At 66.2% G+C, this 23472-nt stretch carries 25 protein-coding genes; 18 read left to right on the top strand and 7 right to left on the bottom strand.

Annotation, left to right across the window (positions count from 1 at the left end):
• Positions 1 to 436: 436 nt before the first annotated feature.
• On the bottom strand, positions 437 to 2125 hold the full coding sequence (locus tag VF632_RS14200; protein WP_331023569.1) for a two-component system sensor histidine kinase NtrB: 1689 nt from the start codon (positions 2123 to 2125) through the stop codon (positions 437 to 439).
• Between the two features lie 219 nt (positions 2126 to 2344).
• Positions 2345 to 3823 carry a class II fructose-bisphosphate aldolase gene (locus VF632_RS14195; protein ID WP_331023568.1) on the bottom strand — a complete coding sequence of 493 codons (1479 nt, stop codon included), beginning with the start codon at positions 3821 to 3823 and terminating at the stop codon, positions 2345 to 2347.
• 191 nt (positions 3824 to 4014) lie between these two features.
• On the opposite strand from VF632_RS14195, the gene VF632_RS14190 reads away from it, so the two are divergent.
• Positions 4015 to 4380, top strand: coding sequence for a hypothetical protein (locus VF632_RS14190; protein WP_331023567.1), 366 nt, complete (start codon positions 4015 to 4017; stop codon positions 4378 to 4380).
• Positions 4381 to 4383: 3 nt separating this feature from the next.
• Here the strand turns inward: VF632_RS14190 and VF632_RS14185 are convergent, their stop codons facing one another.
• The 3 genes from VF632_RS14185 to VF632_RS14175 all read right to left on the bottom strand — a co-directional run bounded on the left by VF632_RS14185 (position 4384) and on the right by VF632_RS14175 (position 9660).
• On the bottom strand, positions 4384 to 5958 hold the full coding sequence (locus tag VF632_RS14185; protein ID WP_331023566.1) for an AMP-binding protein: 1575 nt from the start codon (positions 5956 to 5958) through the stop codon (positions 4384 to 4386).
• Positions 5959 to 6496: 538 nt separating this feature from the next.
• On the bottom strand, positions 6497 to 7537 hold the full coding sequence (locus tag VF632_RS14180) for a GNAT family N-acetyltransferase (RefSeq protein WP_331023565.1): 1041 nt from the start codon (positions 7535 to 7537) through the stop codon (positions 6497 to 6499).
• On the bottom strand, positions 7534 to 9660 hold the full coding sequence (locus VF632_RS14175; protein WP_331023564.1) for an efflux RND transporter permease subunit: 2127 nt from the start codon (positions 9658 to 9660) through the stop codon (positions 7534 to 7536). Before VF632_RS14175 ends, VF632_RS14180 begins: the two co-directional genes overlap by 4 nt.
• 232 nt (positions 9661 to 9892) lie before the next feature.
• Here VF632_RS14175 and VF632_RS14170 point away from each other — a divergent pair, with 232 nt between their 5' ends.
• The 9 genes from VF632_RS14170 to VF632_RS14135 all read left to right on the top strand — a co-directional run bounded on the left by VF632_RS14170 (position 9893) and on the right by VF632_RS14135 (position 14991).
• Positions 9893 to 10321: a YciI family protein gene (locus VF632_RS14170; RefSeq protein WP_331023563.1), complete on the top strand. Its 429-nt coding sequence runs from the start codon at positions 9893 to 9895 to the stop codon at positions 10319 to 10321.
• 160 nt (positions 10322 to 10481) lie between these two features.
• Positions 10482 to 10703, top strand: coding sequence for a hypothetical protein (locus tag VF632_RS14165; protein WP_331023562.1), 222 nt, complete (start codon positions 10482 to 10484; stop codon positions 10701 to 10703).
• 152 nt (positions 10704 to 10855) lie between these two features.
• Complete coding sequence (locus VF632_RS14160) at positions 10856 to 11350, top strand: nuclear transport factor 2 family protein (protein WP_331023561.1); 495 nt, start codon at positions 10856 to 10858, stop codon at positions 11348 to 11350.
• 100 nt (positions 11351 to 11450) lie between these two features.
• On the top strand, positions 11451 to 11669 hold the full coding sequence (locus VF632_RS14155) for a DUF433 domain-containing protein (RefSeq protein WP_331023560.1): 219 nt from the start codon (positions 11451 to 11453) through the stop codon (positions 11667 to 11669).
• A 232-nt stretch (positions 11670 to 11901) separates the two neighbouring features.
• Positions 11902 to 12246 (top strand): DMT family protein, encoded by a 345-nt coding sequence (locus VF632_RS14150; RefSeq protein WP_331023559.1) that lies wholly within the window; start codon positions 11902 to 11904, stop codon positions 12244 to 12246.
• A 44-nt stretch (positions 12247 to 12290) separates the two neighbouring features.
• Positions 12291 to 12425, top strand: coding sequence for a hypothetical protein (locus tag VF632_RS28250; protein ID WP_414682894.1), 135 nt, complete (start codon positions 12291 to 12293; stop codon positions 12423 to 12425).
• A gap of 339 nt (positions 12426 to 12764) precedes the next feature.
• The gene (locus tag VF632_RS28070; protein ID WP_349264000.1) at positions 12765 to 12950 is read left to right on the top strand and encodes a type II toxin-antitoxin system HicB family antitoxin; all 186 of its coding nucleotides are present in this window, start codon (positions 12765 to 12767) and stop codon (positions 12948 to 12950) included.
• 536 nt (positions 12951 to 13486) lie between these two features.
• A complete protein-coding gene (locus VF632_RS14140) occupies positions 13487 to 14035 on the top strand; it encodes a hypothetical protein (RefSeq protein ID WP_331023557.1) in 549 nt (182 codons plus the stop codon).
• 65 nt (positions 14036 to 14100) lie between these two features.
• On the top strand, positions 14101 to 14991 hold the full coding sequence (locus tag VF632_RS14135; protein WP_331023556.1) for a hypothetical protein: 891 nt from the start codon (positions 14101 to 14103) through the stop codon (positions 14989 to 14991).
• A gap of 121 nt (positions 14992 to 15112) precedes the next feature.
• Here the strand turns inward: VF632_RS14135 and VF632_RS14130 are convergent, their stop codons facing one another.
• Positions 15113 to 15286: a hypothetical protein gene (locus VF632_RS14130; RefSeq protein WP_331023555.1), complete on the bottom strand. Its 174-nt coding sequence runs from the start codon at positions 15284 to 15286 to the stop codon at positions 15113 to 15115.
• A gap of 198 nt (positions 15287 to 15484) precedes the next feature.
• Between VF632_RS14130 and VF632_RS14125 the strand changes: the two genes are divergently transcribed.
• The 8 genes from VF632_RS14125 (at position 15485) to VF632_RS14090 (ending at position 20478) form a co-directional block, all read left to right on the top strand.
• Positions 15485 to 15751, top strand: coding sequence for a hypothetical protein (locus VF632_RS14125; protein WP_331023554.1), 267 nt, complete (start codon positions 15485 to 15487; stop codon positions 15749 to 15751).
• Positions 15752 to 15809: 58 nt separating this feature from the next.
• The gene (locus VF632_RS14120) at positions 15810 to 16358 is read left to right on the top strand and encodes a hypothetical protein (protein ID WP_331023553.1); all 549 of its coding nucleotides are present in this window, start codon (positions 15810 to 15812) and stop codon (positions 16356 to 16358) included.
• A gap of 433 nt (positions 16359 to 16791) precedes the next feature.
• On the top strand, positions 16792 to 17520 hold the full coding sequence (locus VF632_RS14115; protein WP_331023552.1) for a hypothetical protein: 729 nt from the start codon (positions 16792 to 16794) through the stop codon (positions 17518 to 17520).
• A gap of 190 nt (positions 17521 to 17710) precedes the next feature.
• Positions 17711 to 18652, top strand: coding sequence for a Phenylacetic acid catabolic protein (locus VF632_RS14110; protein ID WP_331023551.1), 942 nt, complete (start codon positions 17711 to 17713; stop codon positions 18650 to 18652).
• The gene (locus VF632_RS14105; RefSeq protein ID WP_331023550.1) at positions 18652 to 19053 is read left to right on the top strand and encodes a metal-sulfur cluster assembly factor; all 402 of its coding nucleotides are present in this window, start codon (positions 18652 to 18654) and stop codon (positions 19051 to 19053) included. Before VF632_RS14110 ends, VF632_RS14105 begins: the two co-directional genes overlap by 1 nt.
• A 95-nt stretch (positions 19054 to 19148) precedes the next feature.
• Entirely contained in the window at positions 19149 to 19445 is a 297-nt protein-coding gene (locus tag VF632_RS14100; protein ID WP_331023549.1) for a hypothetical protein, read from the top strand.
• The gene (locus VF632_RS14095) at positions 19442 to 20290 is read left to right on the top strand and encodes a 1,2-phenylacetyl-CoA epoxidase subunit PaaC (RefSeq protein ID WP_331023548.1); all 849 of its coding nucleotides are present in this window, start codon (positions 19442 to 19444) and stop codon (positions 20288 to 20290) included. The genes VF632_RS14100 and VF632_RS14095 overlap by 4 nt, the downstream gene beginning before the upstream one ends.
• On the top strand, positions 20290 to 20478 hold the full coding sequence (locus VF632_RS14090) for a hypothetical protein (protein ID WP_331023547.1): 189 nt from the start codon (positions 20290 to 20292) through the stop codon (positions 20476 to 20478). Before VF632_RS14095 ends, VF632_RS14090 begins: the two co-directional genes overlap by 1 nt.
• A 125-nt stretch (positions 20479 to 20603) precedes the next feature.
• On the opposite strand, the gene VF632_RS14085 is transcribed toward VF632_RS14090, so the two are convergent.
• On the bottom strand, positions 20604 to 23093 hold the full coding sequence (locus VF632_RS14085; protein WP_331023546.1) for a TonB-dependent receptor domain-containing protein: 2490 nt from the start codon (positions 23091 to 23093) through the stop codon (positions 20604 to 20606).
• Between the last annotated feature and the right edge of the window lie 379 nt (positions 23094 to 23472).

Genomic DNA, 23472 nt, shown 5'->3' with positions numbered 1-23472 from the left:
GGTTAGGAAGACGTGGGCGACGCGGGTTTTGAGGCGCTCCGACGTGACTCGGCGCATGCCTTGGCGCCCCCCCTCTCCGGGCCTCTCCCCCATAAACCCCATGGGGGAGAGGAGAATTCGACAGCACTCCGGCTAGCCTCGCGCACACGACTGGCTCCCTTCCCCCGCGGCGGGTTGCGGGGGAAGGGTTGGGGATGGGGGGCCCCGGCCCGAGCGCCGCACCCAACGTGACGCGACCAACCCTGAAGTGTACCTCCTCTCCCACGCTGTTTGTGGGAGAGGGTCGCACGCGTGTCAGCGCGGCGGGGTGAGGGCCCCACGGCAGCCGAGGCCTCGGCTGCCGTGACCGCTGCCGCGCCCAAGCTGGTACGTGTCCGCGGCTAGATCCTTCGGCCCGCAAAGTTCTGCGAACGGGCTAGTCCGGTGCGCTTGGGCCTCAGGATGACAGCGCTTCTGGTTCGGCGTCCGCATCCGCTCGCGACGCCGCGTCCGTCCCGGTGCCGACGACGGGGAGGTACAGGGCGAAGGTGGCGCCCCAGCCGTCGCCGCGCGGCTGGTCGACGAACACGGCGCCTCCGTGCGCCTCGGCGGCGCGCTGCACCAGGGCCAGCCCCAGCCCCGTGCCGCCCGGCCGCAGGGTGAAGAAGGGGTCGAACACGTGGTCGGCCTCGCCCTCGGGAACGCCCGGGCCGGTGTCGGACACACGGATGCGGAGGGCGCGGGCGTGTCCGCTGCTGGGCGTCAGCAGGTCCGTCTCCAGCTGATCCACCTCCACCTCCACCCGCCCCCCCTGCCCCGCCCACTGCACCGCGTTCAGCGCCAGGTTCAACACGGCGCGGTGCAGCAGGTCGCCGTCGCCAGCCGTCGCGGCGGTGTCGGCTTCGGGCGAAACCGCGAGGTGGACGGTCACCGCCGCCGCCTGCGGATGCGCGCGCACCACGTCCAGCGCCTGCCGCACCAGCGGCGCCACCTCCACCCGCTCGGTGGCGCGCATCCGCACCCGGGCGAAGTCGATGAACTCCGTCAGCAGGCGGCTCAAGCGGTCCGACTCGCGCACGACGAGGCCGCCCAGGACCACGCGGTCGTCGTTGTCGATGCGATCCCCGGCCAGCTGCTCGGTGGCGCTGCGGATGGAGGCCAGCGGGTTCTTGATCTCGTGCGCCAGCGACGCCGACAGCTCGGCGACGGCCTCCAGCCGCTCCGCCCGGCGGTTGAGCTGGTCGATGCGCTTGCGCTCGGTGATGTCCTGGAAGATGGCGGTCACCGACGGCAGCTCGCGCTCGCCGCGCTGGATGAGCGTGGTGCTGACGCCGAAGACCATCCCCGCCTCCGTCTCCTCCGTCTCGAAGCGGCGGATGGCGGCTCGCGTTTCCATCGACCGGCGAATGACGCTGCCCAGCCCCGGCGCGGTGGCCTCGAGCTTGTCCAGGAATGGCCGCCCCAGCCAGTCCGAGGCGCGCACCTTCAGCAGGTCGGCGGCGGCGGGGTTGATGAATCCCAGCCGGCCGCGCCCATCTACAGTGATCAGCCCGGTGGCGATGCTGGCCAGCACGTCGTCGGTATCCAGCCGCAGCAGCCGCAGCTCGGCCTCTACCTCGCCCAGCGTGGCGCCGGTCTGCCGCAGCCGGCCACCCAGGTACCCGGTGGCGAGCGCTACCACGCTGAACAGCACCCCCTGCAGGACCACGGCGACGTCGACCGTGTGCGCGCTCCACACGACGTCGGCAAAGTAGAGCAGGCTGGCCAGGATGCCGATGAGAATGCCGCCGACGAAGGGCAGCAGGATGGCGCCGGCCACGATCACCAGCACGAACAGCGGGGCGAAGTCGCTGTCCTTGCCACCGGTCAGGTGCACGACGGCGGTCACCAGGAGCACGTCGTACAGCACCTGGCAGTACAGGTAATTGGGCCCTGGATCGTGCCGATGGACGTGCGTCCACCAGAACGAGCCGGCGGCGAACGTGGCCGAGAAAATCAGCAGAAGCGTGGCGGCCAGCGTGGTGCTGGATGGCGCCTGGTCCCACGCCAGCGCCGCCGCGAGGAAAATGCCCGTGGCCAGGCAGGTGCGCCCCAGGTACACCCACGTCAGCACGCGCCGCGGCTGGGGCAGGCGGCCGGAGGTCATCGGAAAGTAACTGCGGTAAGAACGGTCACTACGGTCACTACGGTACCCGTCGCAAAGGGAACGATGGGAGCGCCGCACGAGAATAGCGGGCCAGAACGGATCAGCGACAGCCTGCGTACACCCAAAGACAAGAGCCGGCGCCGCTTTCGCGACCCCGGCTCCCCGTCGTTACCGTTGTTACCGTTGTTACCGTCGTTACCGTAGTGACGGTCGTTACCCTCAGTCCGACAGGTCCCAGTCGTCCGCGGCGGCCTTCATCCGCAGGTCGGCGGGGGTGGCGCGCGGCACGTCGGGAAGCGGCACGTACTTCTGCGCGATGTCCATCGTATTCTCTACCGCAAGCTGGCGGAAGAGGAAGATGAACTGGTCGTACAGCGCCGCGCGAATCCGCTCGCGGTCCTCTTCCGGCAGGTGCCACAGGTCGCGCTTGAAGTGCCCCAGCGCCTTCTTGCGGGCCTTGTAGATGAACTGCTCTTCCGTATCGCTGGGCTTGCGCTCGTCCTGGAAGTTCTGCCGGCAGTGCTCGTACATCAACTCGCGCAGCTCGGCCGGCAGGTGGTCGTACAGGATGTTCTGGAAGTTGGTGGCCAGGTGAATCTCGGCCGTCTCCACCGCCGGGAAATTGCCGAAGGCGCTCTGCGGCAGCGTCGACGCGCCGTGCTGAACCGCGCCGGCCAGGCCGTATTCGCGGCGGGAGATGTCCGACAGCGTGCGCAGCGTCTCGAAGTCGATCGCCACGTCCGCGATGGAGCCGTCGGGGAGCACGGTGCCGCCGTGCGTGGTGCCCGACTGCACGCTGATCTTGCTCTGCCCGGCCACCGGCTTGCCGACCTTTGCCGACACCTCGGCCAGCGCGCGGACGTAGCCGTCCATGTAGGCGCGCAGCTCTTCGGGCGTGCTGTTCTCCGTGCCCACCTCGCCGATCTCGCCGCCGATGCTCACCGTTACCCCCGCCGGCTCGTACTTGCGCACGTACGCCGTCAGCTCGGCCGAGAGGGTGTAGTTCAGGTGCTGCTGCTCGTCGAGCGAGCCCTTGTCCAGGTCGACGAGCGTGCTGGTGTCGATGTCGATGTTGTAGAACCCGGCGTGCAGCCCCTCGCGGATGATGTCCTTCACCGCGCGCAGCTCGGCGTCAGGATCTGCCTTGTACTTCTTGGCGTTCACCTGGAAGTGGTCGCCCTGCACGAACAGCGGCCCCGTCCAGCCTTCCTTGATGGCCGCCGCCATCAGCACCGCCACGTACTCCATCGGCCGCTGGTCGGTGTAGCCGATCTCCGACCGGGCGATCTCGCAGATCAGCGCGCCCACCTTCAGCTCGTTGGCCGCGCGGAACAGCGAGCGGCCCGTGTCGAACGAGGCCGCGCGCACGTTGATGGCGGGCACCGTGAAGCCGGTGATTTCGCCGCGGCCGCGGGCCATGTACAGCTCGTGGATGGACGCCGGGGCGATGCCCACCGCGCGGCCGGCCTGCAGAATCAGCCACCGGGCGGTGTCGCGCCGGTCCTCGTTGTCGGAGAGCGCGGCGTCGTGGGCCAGGCGTTCGATGCCGTCTGCGCGCAGCGCGTCGGCGCTCACCAGCTCGAACGCGCCTGCGTCGCTCACGCGGACGGACTCGCGGACTTCTTCCAGTAACGAGCGAACGGCCGGGCGGGAGAACAGCTCCAGCCCGTCCGCGGTGGTCGCGGCGGTGTTCACCATGATCTCCTCTGGATGGATCGCATTTCGGTCTTCAGCCGGGCCCAGGCCGCGGCGGCGCTAATGTGCGCGCGCCGCGGGGCAGCGGCAAGATGCGGGCTAGGGCGGCGATCACGTCCGTGATGGCGAATCCGCGATCGCACCGGTAAGATCGAGAACCTTCGATGCAGGGAAGCCCATCCTGGGGAGCACGGATGTTCGAGCAGATGCCAACTCCACGGCGACGCGTCCGGGTGGCGTTCATGATCGGGGCGATCGCGGGCAGCGTGGCCGCGGGATATCTGTGGTGGTACTTCGGTGACACCGGCCCGGTTGCGCACAGCACGGATCGTGGCGAGGCATTCGGCATCCTCGCCATGCTGCTTGCATTCCCAACGTCCCTCGTCACGGGTTTCGTCAGCGAGTTCGTGCCCGAGGACAGATTCGGGACGGTGCTGATGATCATGCTGATGATAGGGGGAATCCCACTCAACTGGGGGCTGATATGCGGCGGTGCCGTCGCGATCATCTCGTCATGGACGCGCGCGATGGCGAACCAGACGAACCCGCCTTCAACCTGAACGTCACCGCAGAGCCTGACGGAGCGCCGCGATGTCCGTCTTCGACGCATGGCGGGGATCGCGGGGGATGCGGCGCAACGCGCGCACCTCGTCCAGCGGCATGGGGCCGAGGGCTGCGCGGATCGCGTCGTGCTCGGCCGGGGTGAGTGAGCCGGACGCCGTCTCGATGCAAAGCACCGCGCGCTGCCCCAGCGTCGAATCGACGATGCCGAGATAGGCGGCGTGGTGCACGCCGGGCACGTCCAGCGCACGCGCTTCCGCCGCCCCACCCCACCACGTCTGCCCGTTCCGCAGAACCCGCTCGCCGACGCGGCCCATCAGCCAGAGCCTGCCCTGCTCGTCCATCCACGCCGCGTCTCCGGTGCGGTGCCACACGCGGGCGCCGTCGCGGATCTTGTTCAGGCGCTCGGCACCCGGATCGTTCAGGTAGCCGGCCAGCACGTGCGATCCCGCCACGACTACCTCACCCACCTCGCCGGGCCCGACTTCCCATCCACCGAGCCCATCAGCGCCGAAGGTGATCGGCCCATCGTGCGGGCGGAGCAGCTTCACCTCGACCTCGGGCACGGGAGCGCCGACGCAGATGCCCTCTGGCCGCTCGGCCTCGATTCCCCGCTCCATCGCGGCGAGCATCTCGCGCGCATCGATGCCGGCGATCGGCTCGGCCTCGCTGCTGCCGTAGACCACGCCGACGTCGCCATCCGCCACCGCCGCCAGGAGTCGGGCGAGCGGCGGGAGGACGGGCGCGCCGCCGGTGAACATCGCCCGGAGCGGAATGCGATTGCTCGTCTCGGCGCACCAGCGGCCGAGCCGGTCGTAGAACGCGGGCGAGCCGCTGCTGGTGGTGACGCCCTCGTCGCGCATCTGGCGATGGATTCGCGCGGGGTCGATCTCGGCCGGGCGGCGCGGATTGAAGTCGGGGATAACGCTGGGGGTGCCACTCGCCAGGTTGTTGAGGACGAAGACGGGCAGCGTGGGCATGTCGATGTCACCCTCGCGCGGGCGCAGGTGCGCCGCGAGCGCCAGGTGCTGCGCCCACAGGAACTCGTGCGAGCGCGCCGCCGCCTTGGGTGCGCCCGTGCTGCCCGTGGTGAAGGTGACGAGCGCAGGCGCGGAGCCCTCGACTGCGATTGCATCCCCCGCCCCGCCCGCCTCGTATCGCTCAAGCGAAAGGAGCCGCCCGCCCGCGACGAGGTGGATGGGAATGCGACGCACGGCGGGACTCACCAGCCGCAGCAGGTGCGCCTTGGGGGTACCGATGAATGCCTTTGGATTCGCGATGCGCACCGCGGCATCCAACCGCCGCCGGTCTGCCCACGCATCGACGAACACCGCCGTGGCGCCGCGATGCAGGCAGGCGAGCAGCGCCACGTACAGGTCCGCCGACATGGGCACGAACAGCAGCACCGAGTCCCCCGGGCCGATCCCGCGGTGGGCCAGTCCGCCCGCCAGCGCGTGCACCCGCCTGTCCAGCTCGCCAAACGTTGTGCGACGGGCACGGCGCCCGGCGCCTTCCACGATGGCAAGGTGACTTGGGTGCTGGGCGGCGCGCTCGCTGAGGCGCGCGGCGATGTTCACGGCGCCCCACCCCCCCGCCCCCTCCCCGCACAAACTACGTGCGGAGAGGGGGAGAAGGGCGGCGTAGCGCGGGCTTTCGTGACGCTACCGCGCCCGGGCTGAGAAGTGACGCAGGCTAGATCCTTCGGCGCGCGTGGGGTGTGCCACGGGCGAGTAAGGCGCGCCTGCGCCTCAGGATGACAACTGGTGCGCGCCCATCCTTCTTTGAGGTGCGAGCAGCACCCGGTGGCATCCGGCGTTAAGGTCTCCCCCTCCCCTGCGAAGCGGGGGAGGGGGCCGGGGGGAGGGGGCTGCCGTAGCATGCGACGAACCCCATCGAACCGCCACCTGCCGTTCTCCCCCTCTCCCGGCGCAGTTTGCCGGGGGAGGGGGCCGGGGGGAGGGGCCACCCGCAGCATGCAAGGCACCCCATCGAACCCCCACCTGACATCCTCACAAACTCTCCCCCTCTCCCGGCGCAGTTTGCTGGGGGAGGGGGTCGGGGGGAGGGGCCGCCGCGGGGAGAGGGCCAGGGGAAGGGGCCGATGCAGATCCACGACTAATCCACCAGCTCGTACAGCGCGTACCGCCGGAACACGCGCGCGCTGTGGCGGCTGATGCGGACCGACTCGTTGTCGGCCTGCATCAGCGCGTGGATCACCGACCGATACCCGTTCTCGTCCGCCACGCGCCGCACCTCGTCCGTAAGAAACGTCCCTAATCCCATCCCACGCGCTTCCGGAGCCGACGCGAGCGTCTTGAGAACGACGCGCGTCGGGCGGCCATTCGACGCCGAGAGCAGGTCCGGGAACGCGAACACGAACCCGAGCAGCCGCCCGTCCGCATCCTCCGCCAGGCGCACCATCTCCGGATCCAGCAGCGGGCGCAGCGGCAGGTAGCGCGCGCGGAACTCGTCGAACTCGATGGGCGAGTAATACAGGTTCTCGGCGAACGCGGTGCGGCTCAGCTCGAAGATCGCGCGCAGTTCGTCGTCGAACCGGCCCGGGTCCAGCGGGCGGATGGTCGCGCCGCGCGCTCTCACCCGCTCGGCAAGCTCGTCGCGGCGCGGGTCGGCCGTGCCAAGGTCCTCCACGATGGCGCTCTCGTACGTGGCGCCCACGCGGAAGCCGGCCGCCTGAAAGTCGAGCGGGTAGTCCGCGGGATTCGAGGGTTCGGAAAGGAATGGGGGCTCGGGGTCGCCGTCTCGTGGCTCCGGCGGCAGCGCCAGGCGGTAGCGGCCCCACGTGCTGCCGTTCATCGGGCCGAGAATGCGGTCGGCACCCTGCTCGCGCAGTCGCTGGACCGCGTGCTTCAGCAGGTACGTGCCGGATTTTGGATCGGTGCTCTCGTAGTGGCCGATGAGCCCCGTGTAGCCCGGCGCCCCCTGCACTTCGACCGCGATCGTGCACGAGAGCCTTGCGATCGGAATCCCCCGTTCCTTCACCAGCATGCAGCGCGAGCCGGGTGGAACGGGCTCGTCGGGCGTCGCGTATCCCACGCGGTCGCGAAGAGCATTGAATTTCGCGATCTCGACGTCGTCCCTTTCAAACTCCTGCACCGGGCCGCGCGAACGCTTCACAGGCTCACGTTTGCGCGTCACGAGACTGCCTCCTTGCGGCCGAAGAGCAGGAGCACGGGAAGAAGGAAGAGGTCCGCGAGCATCGCTCCGACGATGGAGAGTGACGCTACGATGCCGAAGTAGGCGATCGATTGCGAGCTGCTCGTCGCCAGCACCGCGAATCCGATGGCCAGAACCATCGACGCGAACACGACGGCGCGCCCCGTCTCGCGGTACGTGCGCCCGACCGCCTCCTCGCGCGAAAGCCCGGCCTGCCGCTCGGACCGGTAGCGAAAGAGGAAGTGGATGGTATCGTCCACGGCGATCCCCAGCACGATGGCTCCGATGGTGGCCGTGGCGATGTCCAGCGGAATGCCCGTCCATCCCATGATGCCAAAGACGAGCGCCACGGGAAACAGGTTGGTCGGCACCGCCGCGAGGGTCAGCGGAAGCGAGCGGAGGAGGAGGCCGACCATGGCGAAGACGATTACGGTGGAGATCGCCAGCCCCCAGATGGTGCCGCTGACGACGTAGTCCACAATGCGCAGGTACAGCGGCAGATAGCCTGATGCGCGAAGGATGACTCCGTCGGGGAGCACCCGGTCGCCCTCCTTCTCCAGCGCGCGCACCGTCCCGGCGAACCCGCGCGTGCTGGTCATCGGCACGAAGGCCGTCACGCGCGCCTCGCGTCCATCGGCCGACAGGTACGGACCGCCGGGCATCGCGCGAAAATCCGCCACCCCGAAGGTCCGGCCTACGTCGGGGCGCGCGTCGGCCCGGCGCTGCCACTGAGCGATGCCCTGGATCACCTGCGCGTTCAGTACGCCGCCCGGCGCGCGCACCACGAACTCCAGCGGCGTGTAGTTGCCGGCGTTCTGCTCGATCCATCGGCTGTCGGTGCGCGCCACGTGGTCCGGCGGCAGCAGCTCGATCGTGTACGTATCCGCCCTCACCCGCGCGGCGCCCGCGAGCAGGATGGCGGTGATGATCGCCATCGACCCCAGCACTGCCCAGCGGCGGCGGGTAACGTGGGTGGAAAGCGCGGCGAGCACGCGATCGAGGCGGTCGCCCTGTGGCCGCTCGGGTGGGGGCGGCACGTCCCAGATGGCCAGCGCCGCCGTGCCGACGAGTAGCGTCATCACCCAGAGGATGAGCATGCCGACGGCCGCGAACATCCCCAAGTCGCGGATGGCCGGCATGCGCGAGCTGGCCAGCGCCAGGAACCCCGCCGCGGTGGTGAGCGCCGTGAACAGGTTGGGGCGCGCCACCCACGCCGCGCTGCGCGCCACCAGCTCGCGCCGCGCATCCCGGTCCAGCGCTCCCGCCGCCCGCCGCTCCGCGTAGTAGTGGGCGACCAGGTGGATGGCGTCCGAAAGGCCGATCACCAGCACCAGCATGGGAAGGATGCTGGTCACCTGCGTGAACGGGCGCCCGGTGAGCACGAACAGCCCCGTGGTCACGGACGAGACCACGACTGGCGGGATGAGCGCGATGGCGACCGCCCGCCAGCGGCGCAGGGCCACCCACAGCAGCGCGCCCATCACCAGGAAGGCGATGCCCAGGAAGAACCCGCTGTCCTTGATGGTCTGCCGGTTCAGCGCATCGTACAGCACGCCGATGCCGGCGAAGTGCGCCGGCCGCCCCGCGACCCCCAGCGTGGCCGCCACCTCCGCGCGGATGCGGTCCAGGATGTCGCCGCGCACCGCGTCGATGTCGTCGCGCGCGGCCATCTGCACCAGCAGCGTCGCCGTACGTCCATCCTCCGAGACGAGCCCGGCCTTCTGCAGGTACGCGCGCGCCTGCGCCCCCGTGCCCAGGCTGTCGGCCAGGATGGCGGGCGCCGTCACCAGCTGCACGCCGTCTATGCGCCGCAGCCGGTCCACCGTCCGCCGCTGAAGCTGCGCCTCGTCCGCCGCCAGCGCGTCGCCGGGCGCGCGATAGGCGATGGCGACCACCTCGTCGTTCGCGAACTCGCGCACGAACTGGCGGTAGCGCACGAGCGCCGGATCGTCGTCCACGAACCACACCGACAGCGAGTTGTCGGGCTTGAGCGCCGCCCCGGCCATCGCCAGCGGCGCCACGGCTACGAGCAACGCCAGGAGCGTCGTCCAGGGGCGGGTGGCGACGAGCTTCAGGATGTGGTAGAGGCGAGAGTGCGGCGGCATGGCGGGCGGGTGAGGAGGCACGCGGGGCGGAGTGGGAAACATAGTGTCCGCGGCGTGGCCGCGACACAATCCCGAGCGCTGCACGTCTGGCCCGGCGCCCGGCGAGTGGCTACCGTTCAGGCCTGTCGATGATCCGGACGAACGAGTTGTCGATTTCGCCGATGCTCGTTCGTCGCATGGATAGAACGGGGATGAACCCCGGCCACCAACCTACCAATCAGGAGCGGAAGCAATGCGAGTCATGGTGATCGTAAAGGCCAGCGCGGACTCGGAAGCCGGTGTGATGCCGCACCAGGATCTGCTCGTGGCGATGGGCGCCTACAACGAGGAGCTGGTGAAGGCGGGGATCATGCTGGCCGGCGAGGGGCTGCACCCCAGCAGCCGCGGCAAGCGCGTGCGCTTTACCAGCGGCGGCCACACGGTGGTCGACGGCCCGTTCTCGGAAACCAAGGAGCTGGTCGCCGGCTTCTGGCTCTGGCAGGTGAGCTCGATGGAGGAGGCGGTGGAGTGGGCACGGCGCTGCCCCAACCCCATGCCCGGCACCGAGGCCGAGCTGGAGATCCGCCCGGTGTTCGAGAACGAGGACTTCGGCGAGGCGTTCACCCCCGAGCTGCAGGAGCTGGAAGACCGGCTGCGCGCCGAGGTCGCCGCGCGCCAGTAGAGCCCCGGCGCCATGCACACCGGGCGCTGACGGAAGATCCCGCGGGGCACCCGAGCTGCCCCGCGGGCTTCGGCGCGGCGACTTGATTAATTTCCGACATTTCGTGAGATTGGGGAACCTGCACACGCAGGCTCTCTCCTCCCCCATCACGGAGCTCCCGATGCGCAAGTTGAAGCTGGAATCGCTGCAGGTTGAATCGTTCGACACCGCGCCGGCCGCGGGTGAGCGCGGCACCATGTACGCCCACCAGCAGCACCACACGATCGAGACCTACGACATCGTAGAGTGTGGCGACACCAGGTACTTCGATTGTACGTACGGCTGCTCGATCAACACTAACTGCGCGACCGGCTGCCAGGAAACGAGCCTCGACTGCGCCTAGTCACGGACGGATCGGGGGCGTGCGCAAAGCTTCACCTGCGCACCTCCCCGAGCCTTGCAGTACCCTCCCCACCGAAGCACAATTCTCTCCGCGGACCGTTGCTCGCCTCACCATCCTGACGGACGGCAGGCCCACTTCTGCCCAGGAACGCCATGCATCCCAACGCAGCGCTCATCCACCGGTTCTACGACTCGTTCTCGGCGCTGGACGCCGCGGGGATGGCAGCGTGCTACCACCCCGAGGTCGTCTTCAGCGACCCCGCGTTCGGCGAGTTGCGCGGGCCGGAGGCGGGCGCCATGTGGGCCATGCTCTGCGCCCGCGCCACCGACCTGGAGGTCACTGCGTCCAACGTGCAGGCCGACGATGAGCGCGGCAGCGCGCACTGGGACGCGCGCTACACCTTTGGCCAGACCGGGCGAAAGGTGCTCAACCAGATCGACGCGGAGTTCGAGTTCCGCGACGGGCTGATCATGCGCCACACCGACACGTTCTCCTTCTGGAAGTGGGCGCGCCAGGCGCTCGGCCCCGCGGGATTCGCCCTCGGCTGGACGCCCCCGCTGCAGAACAAGGTGCGCTCGATGGCGCGGCAGGGCCTGGACAAGTACATGCGGGAGAGCGGCACGAGCGCGAATGCGGAGCCGACCTGAAGCGGCAATGTCCGTAGCGGGCCGCTACGGAGTGTGCGACGTGGACCACGACGTTCGATTCATCGGAGCGTCTGGCCGTTGACTCCTCGGAGCAGGAGCCATGAAGCAACGATCGTTCGTCCACAGCCATCCCGAAATCGTGAGCGGAGAACCCGTCTTCGTGGGAACCCGCGTTCCTGCCCGGAATCTGCTCGAGTGGATCGAGGGCGGGTCCACGATCGACGAATTCCTCGACAATTTCCCGTCGGTTACGCGTGAACAGGTGGTCGGCTTTCTAGCACAAGCAGAAGTGGTCCAAGTCGGTCCGCAGTATCAGTAATCCTCTAATCGAGAATCCCCTGTTCGAGCCTCGACGGTATCGGCGCAGAGGTAGAGCACGTTGTTCCCCCGGCCGCCGAAGGTGAAGTTGGCCAGTCGGGCGCTAGAATCCCGCCGATCAGGCCAGCCTCAATCCCGTTGGCGGATGGATGTTCGCTCCACCGCCGTAGACGGATCTTCAATACGGCAGACTGCCTTCTCCACTTCTTTCCTTCTCCGGCCCCCAAGCAACCGTGATCAAGCTCGTGTTCATTCCCTTCCTGATGCTCTGCTCGAGCGCCCTGATGGCGCTGGCCTGGCTGGGGCACCTGCGCTATCGCGACAGCATCAGCTTCTGGGTCGCGCTGGGCCTGAGTTGGCTGCTGGTGCTGCCCGAGTACGTGCTCAACGTGGGCGCTACCCGGTACGGGTACGGCACCTACACCGGCGCCCAGATGGCCTCGTTTCACCTCGCCTTCGGGGTGGTGGCCGTGGCGCTGGTCGCGCACTTCGTGCTGGGCGAGGCGCTGACTGCGATGCAGTGGATCGGCTTCGCGCTGCTGGCGGTGGCGACGGTGTTCATCACCTGGCGCCCGTGACGCGCGTTGGCCATCGCAGAGCGCGGCCACCCTGACAAGTCCTCGTGGAATGGATCGCGGGTGGGGCTACCCTCGACGAACTCCTCAATAACTTCCCGTCGGTCACTCGTGAGCAGGCAGTCGGCTTCCTGGAGCAAGCCTGTGAAGCATTCTTGTTCAGGGTGATGGTCGGACGATGAAGCAGGTTCCCGCACTCGCTACCTGCGGGCCGTGCTCCACCTACACTGGATCAAGCGAAGATGGGCAAACGCAAGCGGAGGCTGACCGCGGCGGAGAAAGCCGAGAAGAAGCGCAGGAAGGCGGAGTTCAGGACCGTGTTCATCGGCGGTAAGCAGAAGCGCGTCCGTCGCCCTCCCACGATCGACGGGATGGACGTGGAGGAGTTCATCCGCCGGAACGCCGACCCGGCCTTTCTGCACGAGATGGGGATGTGGGAGCTGATGGAGGAGCCGGACTTGTCCGAAGAGGCTGCGGGGCGGGCGCCTGGCGGTCGCTATCCTGAACCCGAGGCGCTTGTGATGAAGCACAACCTGCAACTCACCGCCGTGATCGAGCGAGAAGGCGACGGGTTCGTGAGCCTGTGCCCGGAACTGGATATTGCCAGTCAGGGTGACACGGTTGAGGAAGCCCGGGCGAACCTGATCGAGGCGCTGGAGCTTCACTTCGAAGTAGCCGATGATTCGGAAATCTCGCGCCACCTTTGATCCCGTCGTGCAGCATAAGGAGCTTCGGACAGGGACTCTGCTTTTCATCATCGGACAAGCTGGCGTACCGCGGGCGCTGGTTGAGGCCTGAAGGGTGCAGCCCCGGGCTCACCTCCCGCGGCTGCCGTTCGTCGCTCTCCGTTCCGCAACGCGCGCCGCCGTACCACCTCCACCCACGCCTCGCCTGTACACCGTGACGCCAGCCAACTTCTCCCGGTGGACCAACTACCATCCAGTCTCGGTCGCCACGTAGAGATCACGCCAGCGTAGCGAACCCACTTCCGCAACACGTTGGCTGTGCTACTCGCTACCGCAACCTAACCGGCTATCTAGCACAAACTTAGATCCGAGCTTCGTTACCACGGATGGATCTGAGATTCGCAGGAAGCTGATGGTGATGAGCAGGGGCTCCAACCACGCTCATCCGGAGACCGTCAGCGAGTGCACAACAACTCGATCTTGCGGTCCACTCCCTATGCTATATTTTGCATTTTGTGTCCTCACCCGGCCCAAATACTCCCTTCTCAAGATACCAGATGCCCGACCTGACCGTCGCGCGCGGCACCTTACACAAAGGCGCGCCCTGCTGGACACTGACAACCGATTCCGGCGAAACGTTATTTGTCCTTGGTGATCTTTCGAAGGTGCGGGACGGAGACACCGTCGTGGCCGCTGGGCAGATCTCCGCGCAGGGGTTCTGCGGCGGCCCGACACTCGTGGTGCACTGGATTGGCACGAACACTGGCGGCGCTGACGCCCTGCCCGACTCCGTGATTCGGGACATCACGGTCAAGGTAACGCTCAGTTCAATGGACCTGAGCCCCCGCTTCCGCTTAGAGGGGAAGTCTCTCGCCCTCACCGCAGACGGCTCCAACTGGGTCGGGTACTTTGCCAAAGTGACTGTGCAGGGAAAGCTCGACATCTACTTCGAAAGCGCGGCTTGGGATTTTCAGGAGTTCACGTTACTGGTCGAAGCCGTTGATTCGACGAGCGGGAAAACGTACAAGTCAGATTTTCCGCCTGTTAAGGAAAAGAAGGGGTATGTAGCGATCTCAAAGACCCTCGACGTGGGAGCCCGCGTATGAAATTCGGCCTCGTAACCGCCGTGCTTCTGACTACTAGCTCTGCATCCGTAGCCGCAGGGCAAACCGTGATGGAAGACGCGAATGGTCGCTCGAGCTACATTGTTCCGAGGGCGGGTGCGCTACTCGGAATCAACACTGCAGCTTCCAGTGCCGAGCTTGGATTCTACCGTCTAAAATCGGACCGTCCGATTTTCGGTGGTGCCTCGGTACAAGCTGCCACCAAGGAGGGCCTAAGCCCCATCTTCGGTTCCGGGGACGCCCGATCCGGCGTGGCGATTGAAGCACTGATCGGCCTCAAAGGTAAGCTCGGTGGAACTGGTGCTCGCACGCCTAGTGCTGCCGTGGGTATACGTGCGCGGCGAGCCTGGTCAGAGATCGCCTTGGCGAATCTCTCGACGCCCGCATCGCCGATTGATAAGGAGATCCGATTCTCGACCGACCTGGCATTGCACTTGTCCCTCGCAATTCCAAAGTCACTCCTGCCGCGATCCATGATAGTGGCTGTAGCGGGCGGTCGTCGCACGCTCGATAACTATACTGATCTAACTAAGGTGTCGGTGCGCACAGTCTCGACGGCCCAAACCACCGACGGCCGCACCGTCGAGATAGCCACAACCGAAGAGGCTCGCACGGGATCCTACAGTCGGCAGCATCACAACTTCGTGGATGTTGACGCTACTATGTCGCTGCTTCCCAACGCCTCGATCCGTGGGTTCGGTCGTTTCCTCCCGGGGCGTGAGGAAGGTAGTGTGGGTCGAAATAGTGGCGGTTTCGACATTGGAATACACAAACGCGGTGGGGATGCGATCCTGGACAGGCGTGTCGGCTTGGTATTCCAAGTCAACGAGAATCTTCCCGGGACCAGGCGAAAAGACTTCGTCGACCGTATCAGCATTGGACTAGTAGTAAACGCAATTCCGGTAGCACGGGCTCTTCTCAACGCCCTCTCACAGTAATCCAGGTTGGAATGGGGAGGTGCACGGACTACGCGTGGGGCGCAGTGAGCGTGCCTCCCCCGCTTCCTGAGCCGGCCGCCGCGGGCGTCCGCTCCCCCGGCGGCCGTTTTCAATCGATAGCTCAACTCGTCAGCCGCCGCACCACCTCCGCCGCGCCGCGCTTGTAGACGGTCAGGCACACCAGCTCGCCTTGGGGGTCGATCACCATCCAGTCCCGGTATCCGTGGCGCTTCTTGATCGTGTAGCCGGTCTGCGGCTCTGGCGCGGGCGCTTCGGGCTTCTGCTTGGTAGGCATGCTGGTCTCCGTCTCTCTTGACCCTCGCCGCCCGGCAGGGCTACACTTGCGGTAGCGGGCGGCCTTCGGGTCCGTTCGCGGGGTGAGGCTGGCCAGTCTTCTTCGCGGGAGTAACGGTCAGCCTTTTCTTTTGTCCCTGCTGGTCACAAATATACTAAACCAGTAGGCGCTGGTCAAGTGTAACATAAACCATGAATCATGATGGATGCAGCCAGTGAGCGCGCACGATTCCGAGATGCGGTTGATCGTTTACGCGAGTCTACCGGCGTCTCGATGGATGAGGTCGCAAAGGAGTTCGGCGTGAGCCTGAACCTCGCGCATCGCTGGCGCGCTGAAACCGGCCGCCACAAGCCACGTGCGGGCTGGGAGGTGGTGCTGGCGGATATGGCTGCACAGGGCGCGGCGACGAATCGAGAGCGCGCTGAGGCAGCCGAGCGGCTTGCGCTGGAACTGCGTACGGTTTGATGCGCCGAATAGCTGCTGCTATGTAGAGTGCTTTCTACAACGGACTGGATACCACAAGATGCAAGTTGCCTTGGAAAAAACGTGGCTCGACTACCTGACCGCGATCGGTGCGATCACGACGCCAATTTTAGTCCTCGCGCTAACGGCGCTTGGATGGCGCCTCCGCACAAGAATAGAACGGCGCTTCGCGTTAGAGGATCAAATGAGGGAGGATCGGATCGCCGTTTATCACGGGATACTCGAACCGTTCATACTCCTGCTGATGACGAAAGCAGCTTGGGATTCGGAGCCGAAAAATCGGGGCAAGAACAAAGACGAGGTAGCGGCCCGCATGCTACTGTCACTCGAATATCGCCAACTTGCCTTTCGACTCTCCTTGATCGGCTCCGATCCCGTCGTAAGTGCCTATGTTCGATTGGTGACGTATTTCTCCTCGCGCGATAGTAGCCTACCTGCTGGGCGTGAGGAAGCACGCATGACCATCGAACTGCTGAGTAAGTTCCTTCTGGAGATACGGCGAAGCATGGGGAATGAACAAACAACTATCACTCAGCGCCAGATGGTCGAGTGGTTCGTTGCAGAAAAGGATCTCTTGTCAGGGGCCTAACCCGCGCAACGGTCCCTTCGTGGCTACTAAATGGATGAAGTCGCGGCGGATCGGCGTCAGCCTAAACCTCGCCCATCGCTGGCGAGCCGAAACCGGCCGCCACAGCCGAGCGCGGGCTGGGTAGCGGTGCTAGCCGGCATGGCCGAACGAGGCGCGGCTGCTAATCGCGAGCGGGCGGAGGCGGCGGGAGCGACTTGCGGCCGAACTCCTGAAAGGAATATGACTCACCACTGTTAGAAATATTATGCACACTCTCTCGGTTTACACGGGTGCGGTTCTCCTAGGCGTTACGGCGATAGCCTTGAACAGGCTAGCCAAGCCCCAAGACACTCATTTTACCCTCAGCCGTAGTACATCCCAACCGGTACTCTTTTGGCACCGACGTAAACCCCTGGATGTATTCCGCACCAAATTTCGAGATGCGCTACGTCAAATGGAGTGGTCGATTGACCGTGCGGCCCCCTTTCTGCTTCTGCTCTTCATATTCGCGTTTTTCGTTATTGTAAGTTCATTCATGGCGAGCTTACCGTTGCTTGCCTGGATAACGCTCCTTTTCTTTTTCTTTTGCATCTATCTATACGGCCGTTCCCAATATCAGATGTTGTACTGCTTGCATGCCTGCCATCACCTTGCCTTTGGCTCCGACCGTCCTAAGTGGGTGCAGTTGCAAGGCCATGCACGACTACCTTCACGTGTTTACTACGAAGATTCCCGCATTATCTCAGTGGAGTTTAGGGTTGTAAATAGTGAACTTCGACTGTTGCACCCGGCTTTTACTGCAAGAGAATCGTTTGACCACGATAACGCGGCGGTGTCTTTAACGGCTCTAGCTTCCGCTATTGACGCACTGGAATTGGAACTCGTTGCAGGTGGATGTGAGATTGCCGGCAATTTGATGCAGTCTCAGCTACTGGACGCGACGCGAATCAATTTTCAATGGAGTTGTCATTTCCCGAAGTCTGGGACTCACGAAATTGCTCTTGTCGCGCGTCAGGTCACCTCGACAGGCAAGGTGGACTTAGGCCGAGTAGAACATTCTGTTCGGGTAGTAAAGTTCGGTCCATTCACTCAGCGGCAAGTGTGGGTGGTGGCAAGTATCTCCGCGGTGTTCGCGGGTGTGATTGCAGTCGCGAAGACTCTGCAAGAACTCGGTCTGTTCTAACGCGCCGTTCCACGCCCCTGCTTGACACCCCCCCCCACCCACGCTTACGTTCCCGCTTCCCGAACGGCCGTTCGAACGATCGTTCGATAGAGTGGCGGCACGGAAACGGCGGAGGGCTCTGGCCCACCGCCGCTCGCCGTGAGCGCACCCTGAGATACTGAGCCCTTCGCCCCCGCACGGAGACGAACGGATGGCCCGCTATACCGAAGAAGAGCTGAAGGAAAAGGTCCACAACGGCTTCATCGTCGAGTATCCCGACGAGATGACCGAGGGCTACCGGAAAGCGTTGATCGTGCAGCTGATGGTGCAGGCCGACACGGAGCTCGTCTCCGCGCCGGCGTACTTCGGCGCGGCCAAGGACGCCCCGTCGACGAACACGATGGTGAGCGCCACGGCCATCATCCAGGACGAGCTGGCACACGCCAACATCGCCTACCGCCTGCTGGAAGACCTGGGGCTCGACAAGGAACAGCTGGTGTACGGCCGGCAGCCGCACGAGTTCAAGCATCCGTACGGCTTCGACCATCCGCTGGAGAACTGGGCGGAGCTCGTGGTCGCCAACGGCCTGTACGACCGCGCGGGCATCACGCTGCTGGGCGACGTCTTCAAGAACACGTCGTACGGCCCGCTCAAGCGCGCTCTGGTGAAGGTGGACCAGGAAGAAACCTTCCACCTGCGCCACGGCGAGATGTGGATGAAGCGCCTCGCCAACGCCGGCGGCGAGGCCAAGGAGCAGATCCAGCGCGCGGTGGACTGGATGTTCCCCATGGCGGTGGAGTGGTTCGGCCTGCCCGACGACATGAAGCGCCACTCGGGCCAGCTGGACTACAAGCTCAAGGGGATGACCAACGACGAGCTTCGGCAGACGTGGATGCAGTCTACGGTGCCGCTCTGCGAGGGGCTGGGCATCAAGGTACCCGCGCACTGGAGCGAGGACGAGCAGAAGTTCGTGCTGGACTTCGCCTTCCCCTGCCAGTACGACGAAGACGAGAAGCGCTGGCTGTTCGGCGAGGGCCAGATCAGCTGGGAAGCCGTGTTCGAGCGCTGGAAGCGCCGCGGCCCAGCGAACAAGCAGTTCATCGAGGCCATCCAGGACGGCCGCGGCTTCCGCGCCCAGCTGGCTGCCGCCTGATGGCCTGCGCCACGAGCCCCGACCGGTTCGGGGCCGAGGACGGCGGCGTCGCCGTTCTCGACGAGCCCCGCGCCTATCCCGTTCCGCCCGAGGCGCGCACGGGCCCGCTGTGGGATGCGCTTCGCGAGGTGATGGATCCCGAGATCCCCATCTCGCTGGTGGACCTGGGGCTGATCTACGACGTGCGCCAGGACGGCGGATCGGTGGAGGTGGACCTTACGTTCACCGCTACGGCCTGCCCCTGCATGGCGTTCATCCACTACGACATCCAGGACCGCCTGCAGCGCGAGCCGGGCGTCGATGAAGTACGGGTGATCGAGACTTGGACCCCCGCGTGGACCAAGTCGCGGATTTCGCCCGAAGGCAGGGCGGCGCTGAAGACCTTCGGCGTGTCGATGTAGGGGATAGTACCAGGTGCCGAGTACCAGGTGCCAAGGTCCGGCACATGGTACCTGGCACTTGGCACTTCAGCATTCACTAGCACTCACGCACTTCCGTGATCGAACCGGTCTTCGAAGTCTTCGCCCGCAAGAACCGCGGCGAGCCGCTGCGGCACATCGGCTTCGTGAACGCCATGAACGGCGACCTGGCGCGCATCTACGCGTGGAAGGAATACGACGAGCAGAACTGGGAAGAGATGTGCGTGATCCCGCGATCCGCCATCATCCCGGTAGATCCCGAGCACAGCACCTTCGTGACGATGATGGGACAGGACGGCGCACAGGAGATCGTCCACACGCGCGGCACCGGCTCGTATGGCGGCAACGAGATGGCCGTGAAGGAGGCCCGATGAGCGTCGCCTCTCCGGAAGCACGCATCGAATCCGCATCGGAGCTCTCCGACGAGTCGCGCCAGGCGCTGCGCGACCTGATCCTGTCGCTGGCCGACAGCAAGCGCGTCTTGGGGCTGCGCTACAGCGAGCGCATGCTGGGCGCGCCCACGCTCGAGGCGGGAATCGCCGCGTCGTCCATGGCGCAGGACGAGTGGGGCCACGCGCGCCTCACCTATGCGCTGCTGGGCGACTTCGGCGACGAGCCCAAGGTGCTGGAGCACGAGCGCCCGGCCGCCGAGTACCGCAGCCACCCCGCGCTGGACGCCGGGTTCGAATCGTGGAGCGACTTCATCGCCTGCATCCTGCTGATCGACACGGCGCTCGCCACGCAGTACGGCGCGCTGGCCGACAGCCGCTACACGCCGGCGCTCAACCGCGTGCAGAAGATGCTGGACGAGGAGCGCTTTCACTTCCAGTACGCCACCGGCTGGGTGCGCAAGATCGCCTCGATCGACGAGCTGCGCCCCGAGCTGCAGAGCTCGCTCTGCCGCTACATGCCGCAGGCGCTGCAGTGGCTGGGGGACGATGCGGCCGCGGGCACGCAGCGGCTGACGAGCGAGGGGCTGTCCGCGTACGACCCCACGACGCTCCGCCAGCGCTTCCTGGCCAAGGTGGGACCGGTGCTGGAGGAGATCGGGATGGCGGAGGCGCTGGACGTGTCGCGCGGTGCGGAGGGCTTCGCCTGCGGCACGGCGCTCGACTGGATTGGATGGAACGAGCGCACCCGCCGCACGGGTGGCGAGCTGGACGAGGTGACGGCCGCCCGCGCCCGCGGCGACAAGAACCGCGCCCTGCTGCTGGACTGATGGCCGAGCCCCGCGCCGAACCGGCCCGGGTGGACGGGCTCCCGGAGTCTGCCCCCTGCCCGTTCTGCGACGGAACGGATACGAAGCTGCTCAACCCGTTCGGCGGGCAGCTTTCGGTGGCGCAGTACTGGTGCAACCACTGCCGCACGGGCTTCGAGTTCATCAAGTGGGACGACCACGACGACTGAACCAGGCAGAACAGCAGCACGCAGAGGGCGCAGAGGATAACGGAGAGGACGCAGAGAACCGAATGGGGTTCTCTGCGTCCTCTCTTTTTACTCTGCGTCCTCTGCGTGAAACCGCCGTTCCAGGATCAGAGGCCGCCGAACGGGGTGCCGCCGCTGTCCTGCTGCTGCGGGGTCTGCCGCACGCGCGGCGGCCGGCCGAACGTGTACTGCAGCGTCAGGTGCAGCGCGCGCGAGGTCTGCGTCCGCTCGGTGAGCTGGATGATGTTGTCGTCACCCGCCTGGATGCGGAAGCGCATCGTGTTGAACGGGTCCGACACGCGCAGCGTCAGGTTCATCTTCTCGCCGTACAGCTTCTGCCGGACGGACAGGTTGGCCATCTGCATGGCGGCGAAGCGGCCGCCCTCGATCTGCATGGGAGCGCGGTACTGGTACTGCGCCGTGAACGAGGTGCGGGGCGTGAAGTTGTAGGTGCCGTTGAACTTCGCCATCCACGTCACCGCGTCGGTAGCCAGGCTCGACTCACCGCCGGTGCCCGACGTGACCATCTTGAAGACGTTGAACGACGCCAGGCCGTTGAACGTCTGGCCCAGGCGCAGCGATCCGTTCAGGTCCGTGCCCCAGGAGGTTCCCGTGTCCAGGTTCTTGAAGCTCACCGAGGTCACCTCGCGCCCGTTCACCACGTCGTCCGTGTCCACGACGGCGCGGATGATGTCGGTGGTGCGGCGGTAGAAGGGCGAGAACTGAAGCGATCCCAGCGCGCCCGAGTGCTGAAGGCTCAGCTCCAGGGCGTCGGTGTACTCCGGGTTCAACCGGGGGTTGCCCACGAAAACGTTCTGGATGTCGAAGAACGTGGGGAACGGGTTCAGCTGCCCGCTGCCGGGCCGGTTGATGCGGCGCGAGTAGCTGAGCTTGGTCTGCGTGTTGTCGCTCACCTTGTAGCTCACCAGCCCGCTCGGAAAGAAGCTGGTGTAGTCGTACGGAAAGCTTTCCCCGGAGTTGGCCAGCGAGAAGTCGCGGCTGGCGTACTCCGCCCGCAGCCCGCCCTGCAGCTCCAGCTTGCCGATGCCGTGGCTGTACACGCCGTAGATGGCGTTCACGGTCTCGTCGAACTCCAGCGCGTTGCTCAGTTCGCTGGGTGCCCACACCCCGGTGCCCAGCGGGTCTTCGCGCACGTCGAAGTCACGGTCCAGCAGGCGCGAGGTGCCCTTGTACCCCGTCTCCAGCTTCGTGCGCTGCCCGAACGACCGCGTGTAGTCGGCCTGCGCGGTGAACTGGTACATCGTCAGCGCGGTGACGTTCTGCTCCGCGTCCCTCAAGCCCAGGCCGGGGGCCGTCTGGCGCCAGAGATCCACGCGGTCCTCGTCGGCCAGGCGATTGGCGCGCACCTCGGCCGAGAACTCGTGCCGCTGCGGCTGGTACGTGCGCTTGAAGGCCAGGGTGTAGTCCGCCATGAAGGCGTCGGTCTGCGTGTCGCGCACCCGCTGGTACTCGTCGAGCAGTAGCCGCGAGCCGTTGAACACGCCGTAGGCGCTCAGCGCGTTTTCGTTGGAGTTGCGCAGGTTCAGGGCGACCGCGTTGGAAACCACGTCACGCGAGTTCAGCCGGTAGTCCAGGGTGGCGTTCAGGTTGTGGCCGGCGTTTCCGTTGCCGCCGGTGATGTCCTGCTCCGTAAAGGAGAGCGGAGTCCCGCCGGACAGCCGCGTGCGGTCGTTGATGCCGCCCACGGTGCGGTCGTCGGTGCTGTAGCCGTAGCTGCCGAAGAAGGTGACGGCACCGGCCTGATACCCCACGTTGCCCGACCCTGCGTAGCGGTCCGCCGTGGACGCCGCCAGCTGAAGGCCGCCGCTGACGCCGAGGTCCACGCCCTGCTTGAGGACGATGTTGATGATGCCGGCCATCCCCTCGGGATCGTACCGGGCCGACGGATTGGCGATCACCTCCACCCGCTCCAGCGTGTTGGCGGGAAGCTGCTTCAGATAGGCGGCCAGCTGCGCGCCGCTGATGGGCGCGGGGCGGCCGTTGATCTGCACCACCACGCCCTCGTTCCCGCGCAGGCTCACCTTGCCATCCGAATCCACCTGCACCGAGGGCACCGACTCCAGCACCTCGCTGGCGCTGGTGGCCGCGGGGGCCACGTCTCGCACGCGGTAGGCGTTGCGGTCCGGCGCGATGGTGACGGCCTGGGCCTGCCCCGTTACCTCGATGGCGTCGAGCATCACGGCGGCGCGTGGCAGGCGGATGCTTCCCGCGTTGGCCCGCGGCGCGGCGGGCGTGACCGAAAAGGTGGAGGTCTGGGGAGCGTACCCCATCATGCTCACCCGGAGCACGTAGTTGCCCGGGCGCAGCCCGTCGATGCGGAACGACCCGTCCGGACGCGCGATGGCGCCGGCGACGAGCGTGGAGTCGGCCGCCCTGCGCACCGCCACGCTGGCCGAGGCCACGGCGGCGCTGGTGCCAGCATCCACCACCGTGCCGCGGACTTCTCCGGGGCCGGCGGCGGGGGGCTGGGGTGCACCGCCCTGCTGGGGCGGGCGCTGGGGGGGTGTCTGGGCCAGGAGCGGGCCGCCGCCGCTCAGGAGCGAGCAGGTAAGGACGGCTAACAGGAATCTCTGCATCGCAGGATCTCTCGGGGTGAGTGGGTGAGCGCTGTACCAGTCTACTGGTACACTAATGATCCAGGACGGTGGAGGCAAGGGTTTCGTTTCGAAGTCGGTCCCGCAGCGCAGGCAACCGGAGTCACGTCCCCCTGACAGCGTTCGCTACGAGACGGGAAGGCCGGAGGTTTCACCCGCCGCGATGAAAGCACTTTACATCACAAACTACTTTCGCGCAAGAGCGACGCTCATGGGAGCCAGTCGAGTCCGCGAGGTCGCCAGAGCGCACCTGTCATCCTGAGTCTGTCACCGTCCTGCGGCCGACCCTGAGGAATGAAAAAGAGGCGCGCGGGCGCCGTCCAAGAATTTGGACGAACTGGATTTTTTCTATTCAGGCCCA

It is taken from the genome of Longimicrobium sp. (genome assembly GCF_036388275.1).
Lineage (GTDB): Bacteria > Gemmatimonadota > Gemmatimonadetes > Longimicrobiales > Longimicrobiaceae > Longimicrobium.
This window is presented reverse-complemented; position numbering and strand designations above follow the sequence as displayed.

What these genes read in the sequence shown, in the direction of transcription:
- VF632_RS14170 (WP_331023563.1), top strand. Translation starts at nt 9,893, where the DNA reads ATGCGAGTCATGGTGATCGTAAAGGCCAGCGCGGACTCGGAAGCCGGT.
- VF632_RS14105 (WP_331023550.1), top strand. Translation starts at nt 18,652, where the DNA reads ATGGCCTGCGCCACGAGCCCCGACCGGTTCGGGGCCGAGGACGGCGGC.
- VF632_RS14190 (WP_331023567.1), top strand. Translation starts at nt 4,015, where the DNA reads ATGTTCGAGCAGATGCCAACTCCACGGCGACGCGTCCGGGTGGCGTTC.
- VF632_RS14120 (WP_331023553.1), top strand. Translation starts at nt 15,810, where the DNA reads ATGCAAGTTGCCTTGGAAAAAACGTGGCTCGACTACCTGACCGCGATC.
- VF632_RS14195 (WP_331023568.1), bottom strand. Translation starts at nt 3,823, where the DNA reads ATGGTGAACACCGCCGCGACCACCGCGGACGGGCTGGAGCTGTTCTCC.
- VF632_RS14155 (WP_331023560.1), top strand. Translation starts at nt 11,451, where the DNA reads ATGAAGCAACGATCGTTCGTCCACAGCCATCCCGAAATCGTGAGCGGA.
- VF632_RS14130 (WP_331023555.1), bottom strand. Translation starts at nt 15,286, where the DNA reads ATGCCTACCAAGCAGAAGCCCGAAGCGCCCGCGCCAGAGCCGCAGACC.
- VF632_RS14140 (WP_331023557.1), top strand. Translation starts at nt 13,487, where the DNA reads ATGCCCGACCTGACCGTCGCGCGCGGCACCTTACACAAAGGCGCGCCC.
- VF632_RS28070 (WP_349264000.1), top strand. Translation starts at nt 12,765, where the DNA reads ATGAAGCACAACCTGCAACTCACCGCCGTGATCGAGCGAGAAGGCGAC.
- VF632_RS14200 (WP_331023569.1), bottom strand. Translation starts at nt 2,125, where the DNA reads ATGACCTCCGGCCGCCTGCCCCAGCCGCGGCGCGTGCTGACGTGGGTG.
- VF632_RS14095 (WP_331023548.1), top strand. Translation starts at nt 19,442, where the DNA reads ATGAGCGTCGCCTCTCCGGAAGCACGCATCGAATCCGCATCGGAGCTC.
- VF632_RS14165 (WP_331023562.1), top strand. Translation starts at nt 10,482, where the DNA reads ATGCGCAAGTTGAAGCTGGAATCGCTGCAGGTTGAATCGTTCGACACC.
- VF632_RS14110 (WP_331023551.1), top strand. Translation starts at nt 17,711, where the DNA reads ATGGCCCGCTATACCGAAGAAGAGCTGAAGGAAAAGGTCCACAACGGC.
- VF632_RS14090 (WP_331023547.1), top strand. Translation starts at nt 20,290, where the DNA reads ATGGCCGAGCCCCGCGCCGAACCGGCCCGGGTGGACGGGCTCCCGGAG.
- VF632_RS14085 (WP_331023546.1), bottom strand. Translation starts at nt 23,093, where the DNA reads ATGCAGAGATTCCTGTTAGCCGTCCTTACCTGCTCGCTCCTGAGCGGC.
- VF632_RS14125 (WP_331023554.1), top strand. Translation starts at nt 15,485, where the DNA reads ATGATGGATGCAGCCAGTGAGCGCGCACGATTCCGAGATGCGGTTGAT.
- VF632_RS14115 (WP_331023552.1), top strand. Translation starts at nt 16,792, where the DNA reads ATGGAGTGGTCGATTGACCGTGCGGCCCCCTTTCTGCTTCTGCTCTTC.
- VF632_RS14160 (WP_331023561.1), top strand. Translation starts at nt 10,856, where the DNA reads ATGCATCCCAACGCAGCGCTCATCCACCGGTTCTACGACTCGTTCTCG.
- VF632_RS14175 (WP_331023564.1), bottom strand. Translation starts at nt 9,660, where the DNA reads ATGCCGCCGCACTCTCGCCTCTACCACATCCTGAAGCTCGTCGCCACC.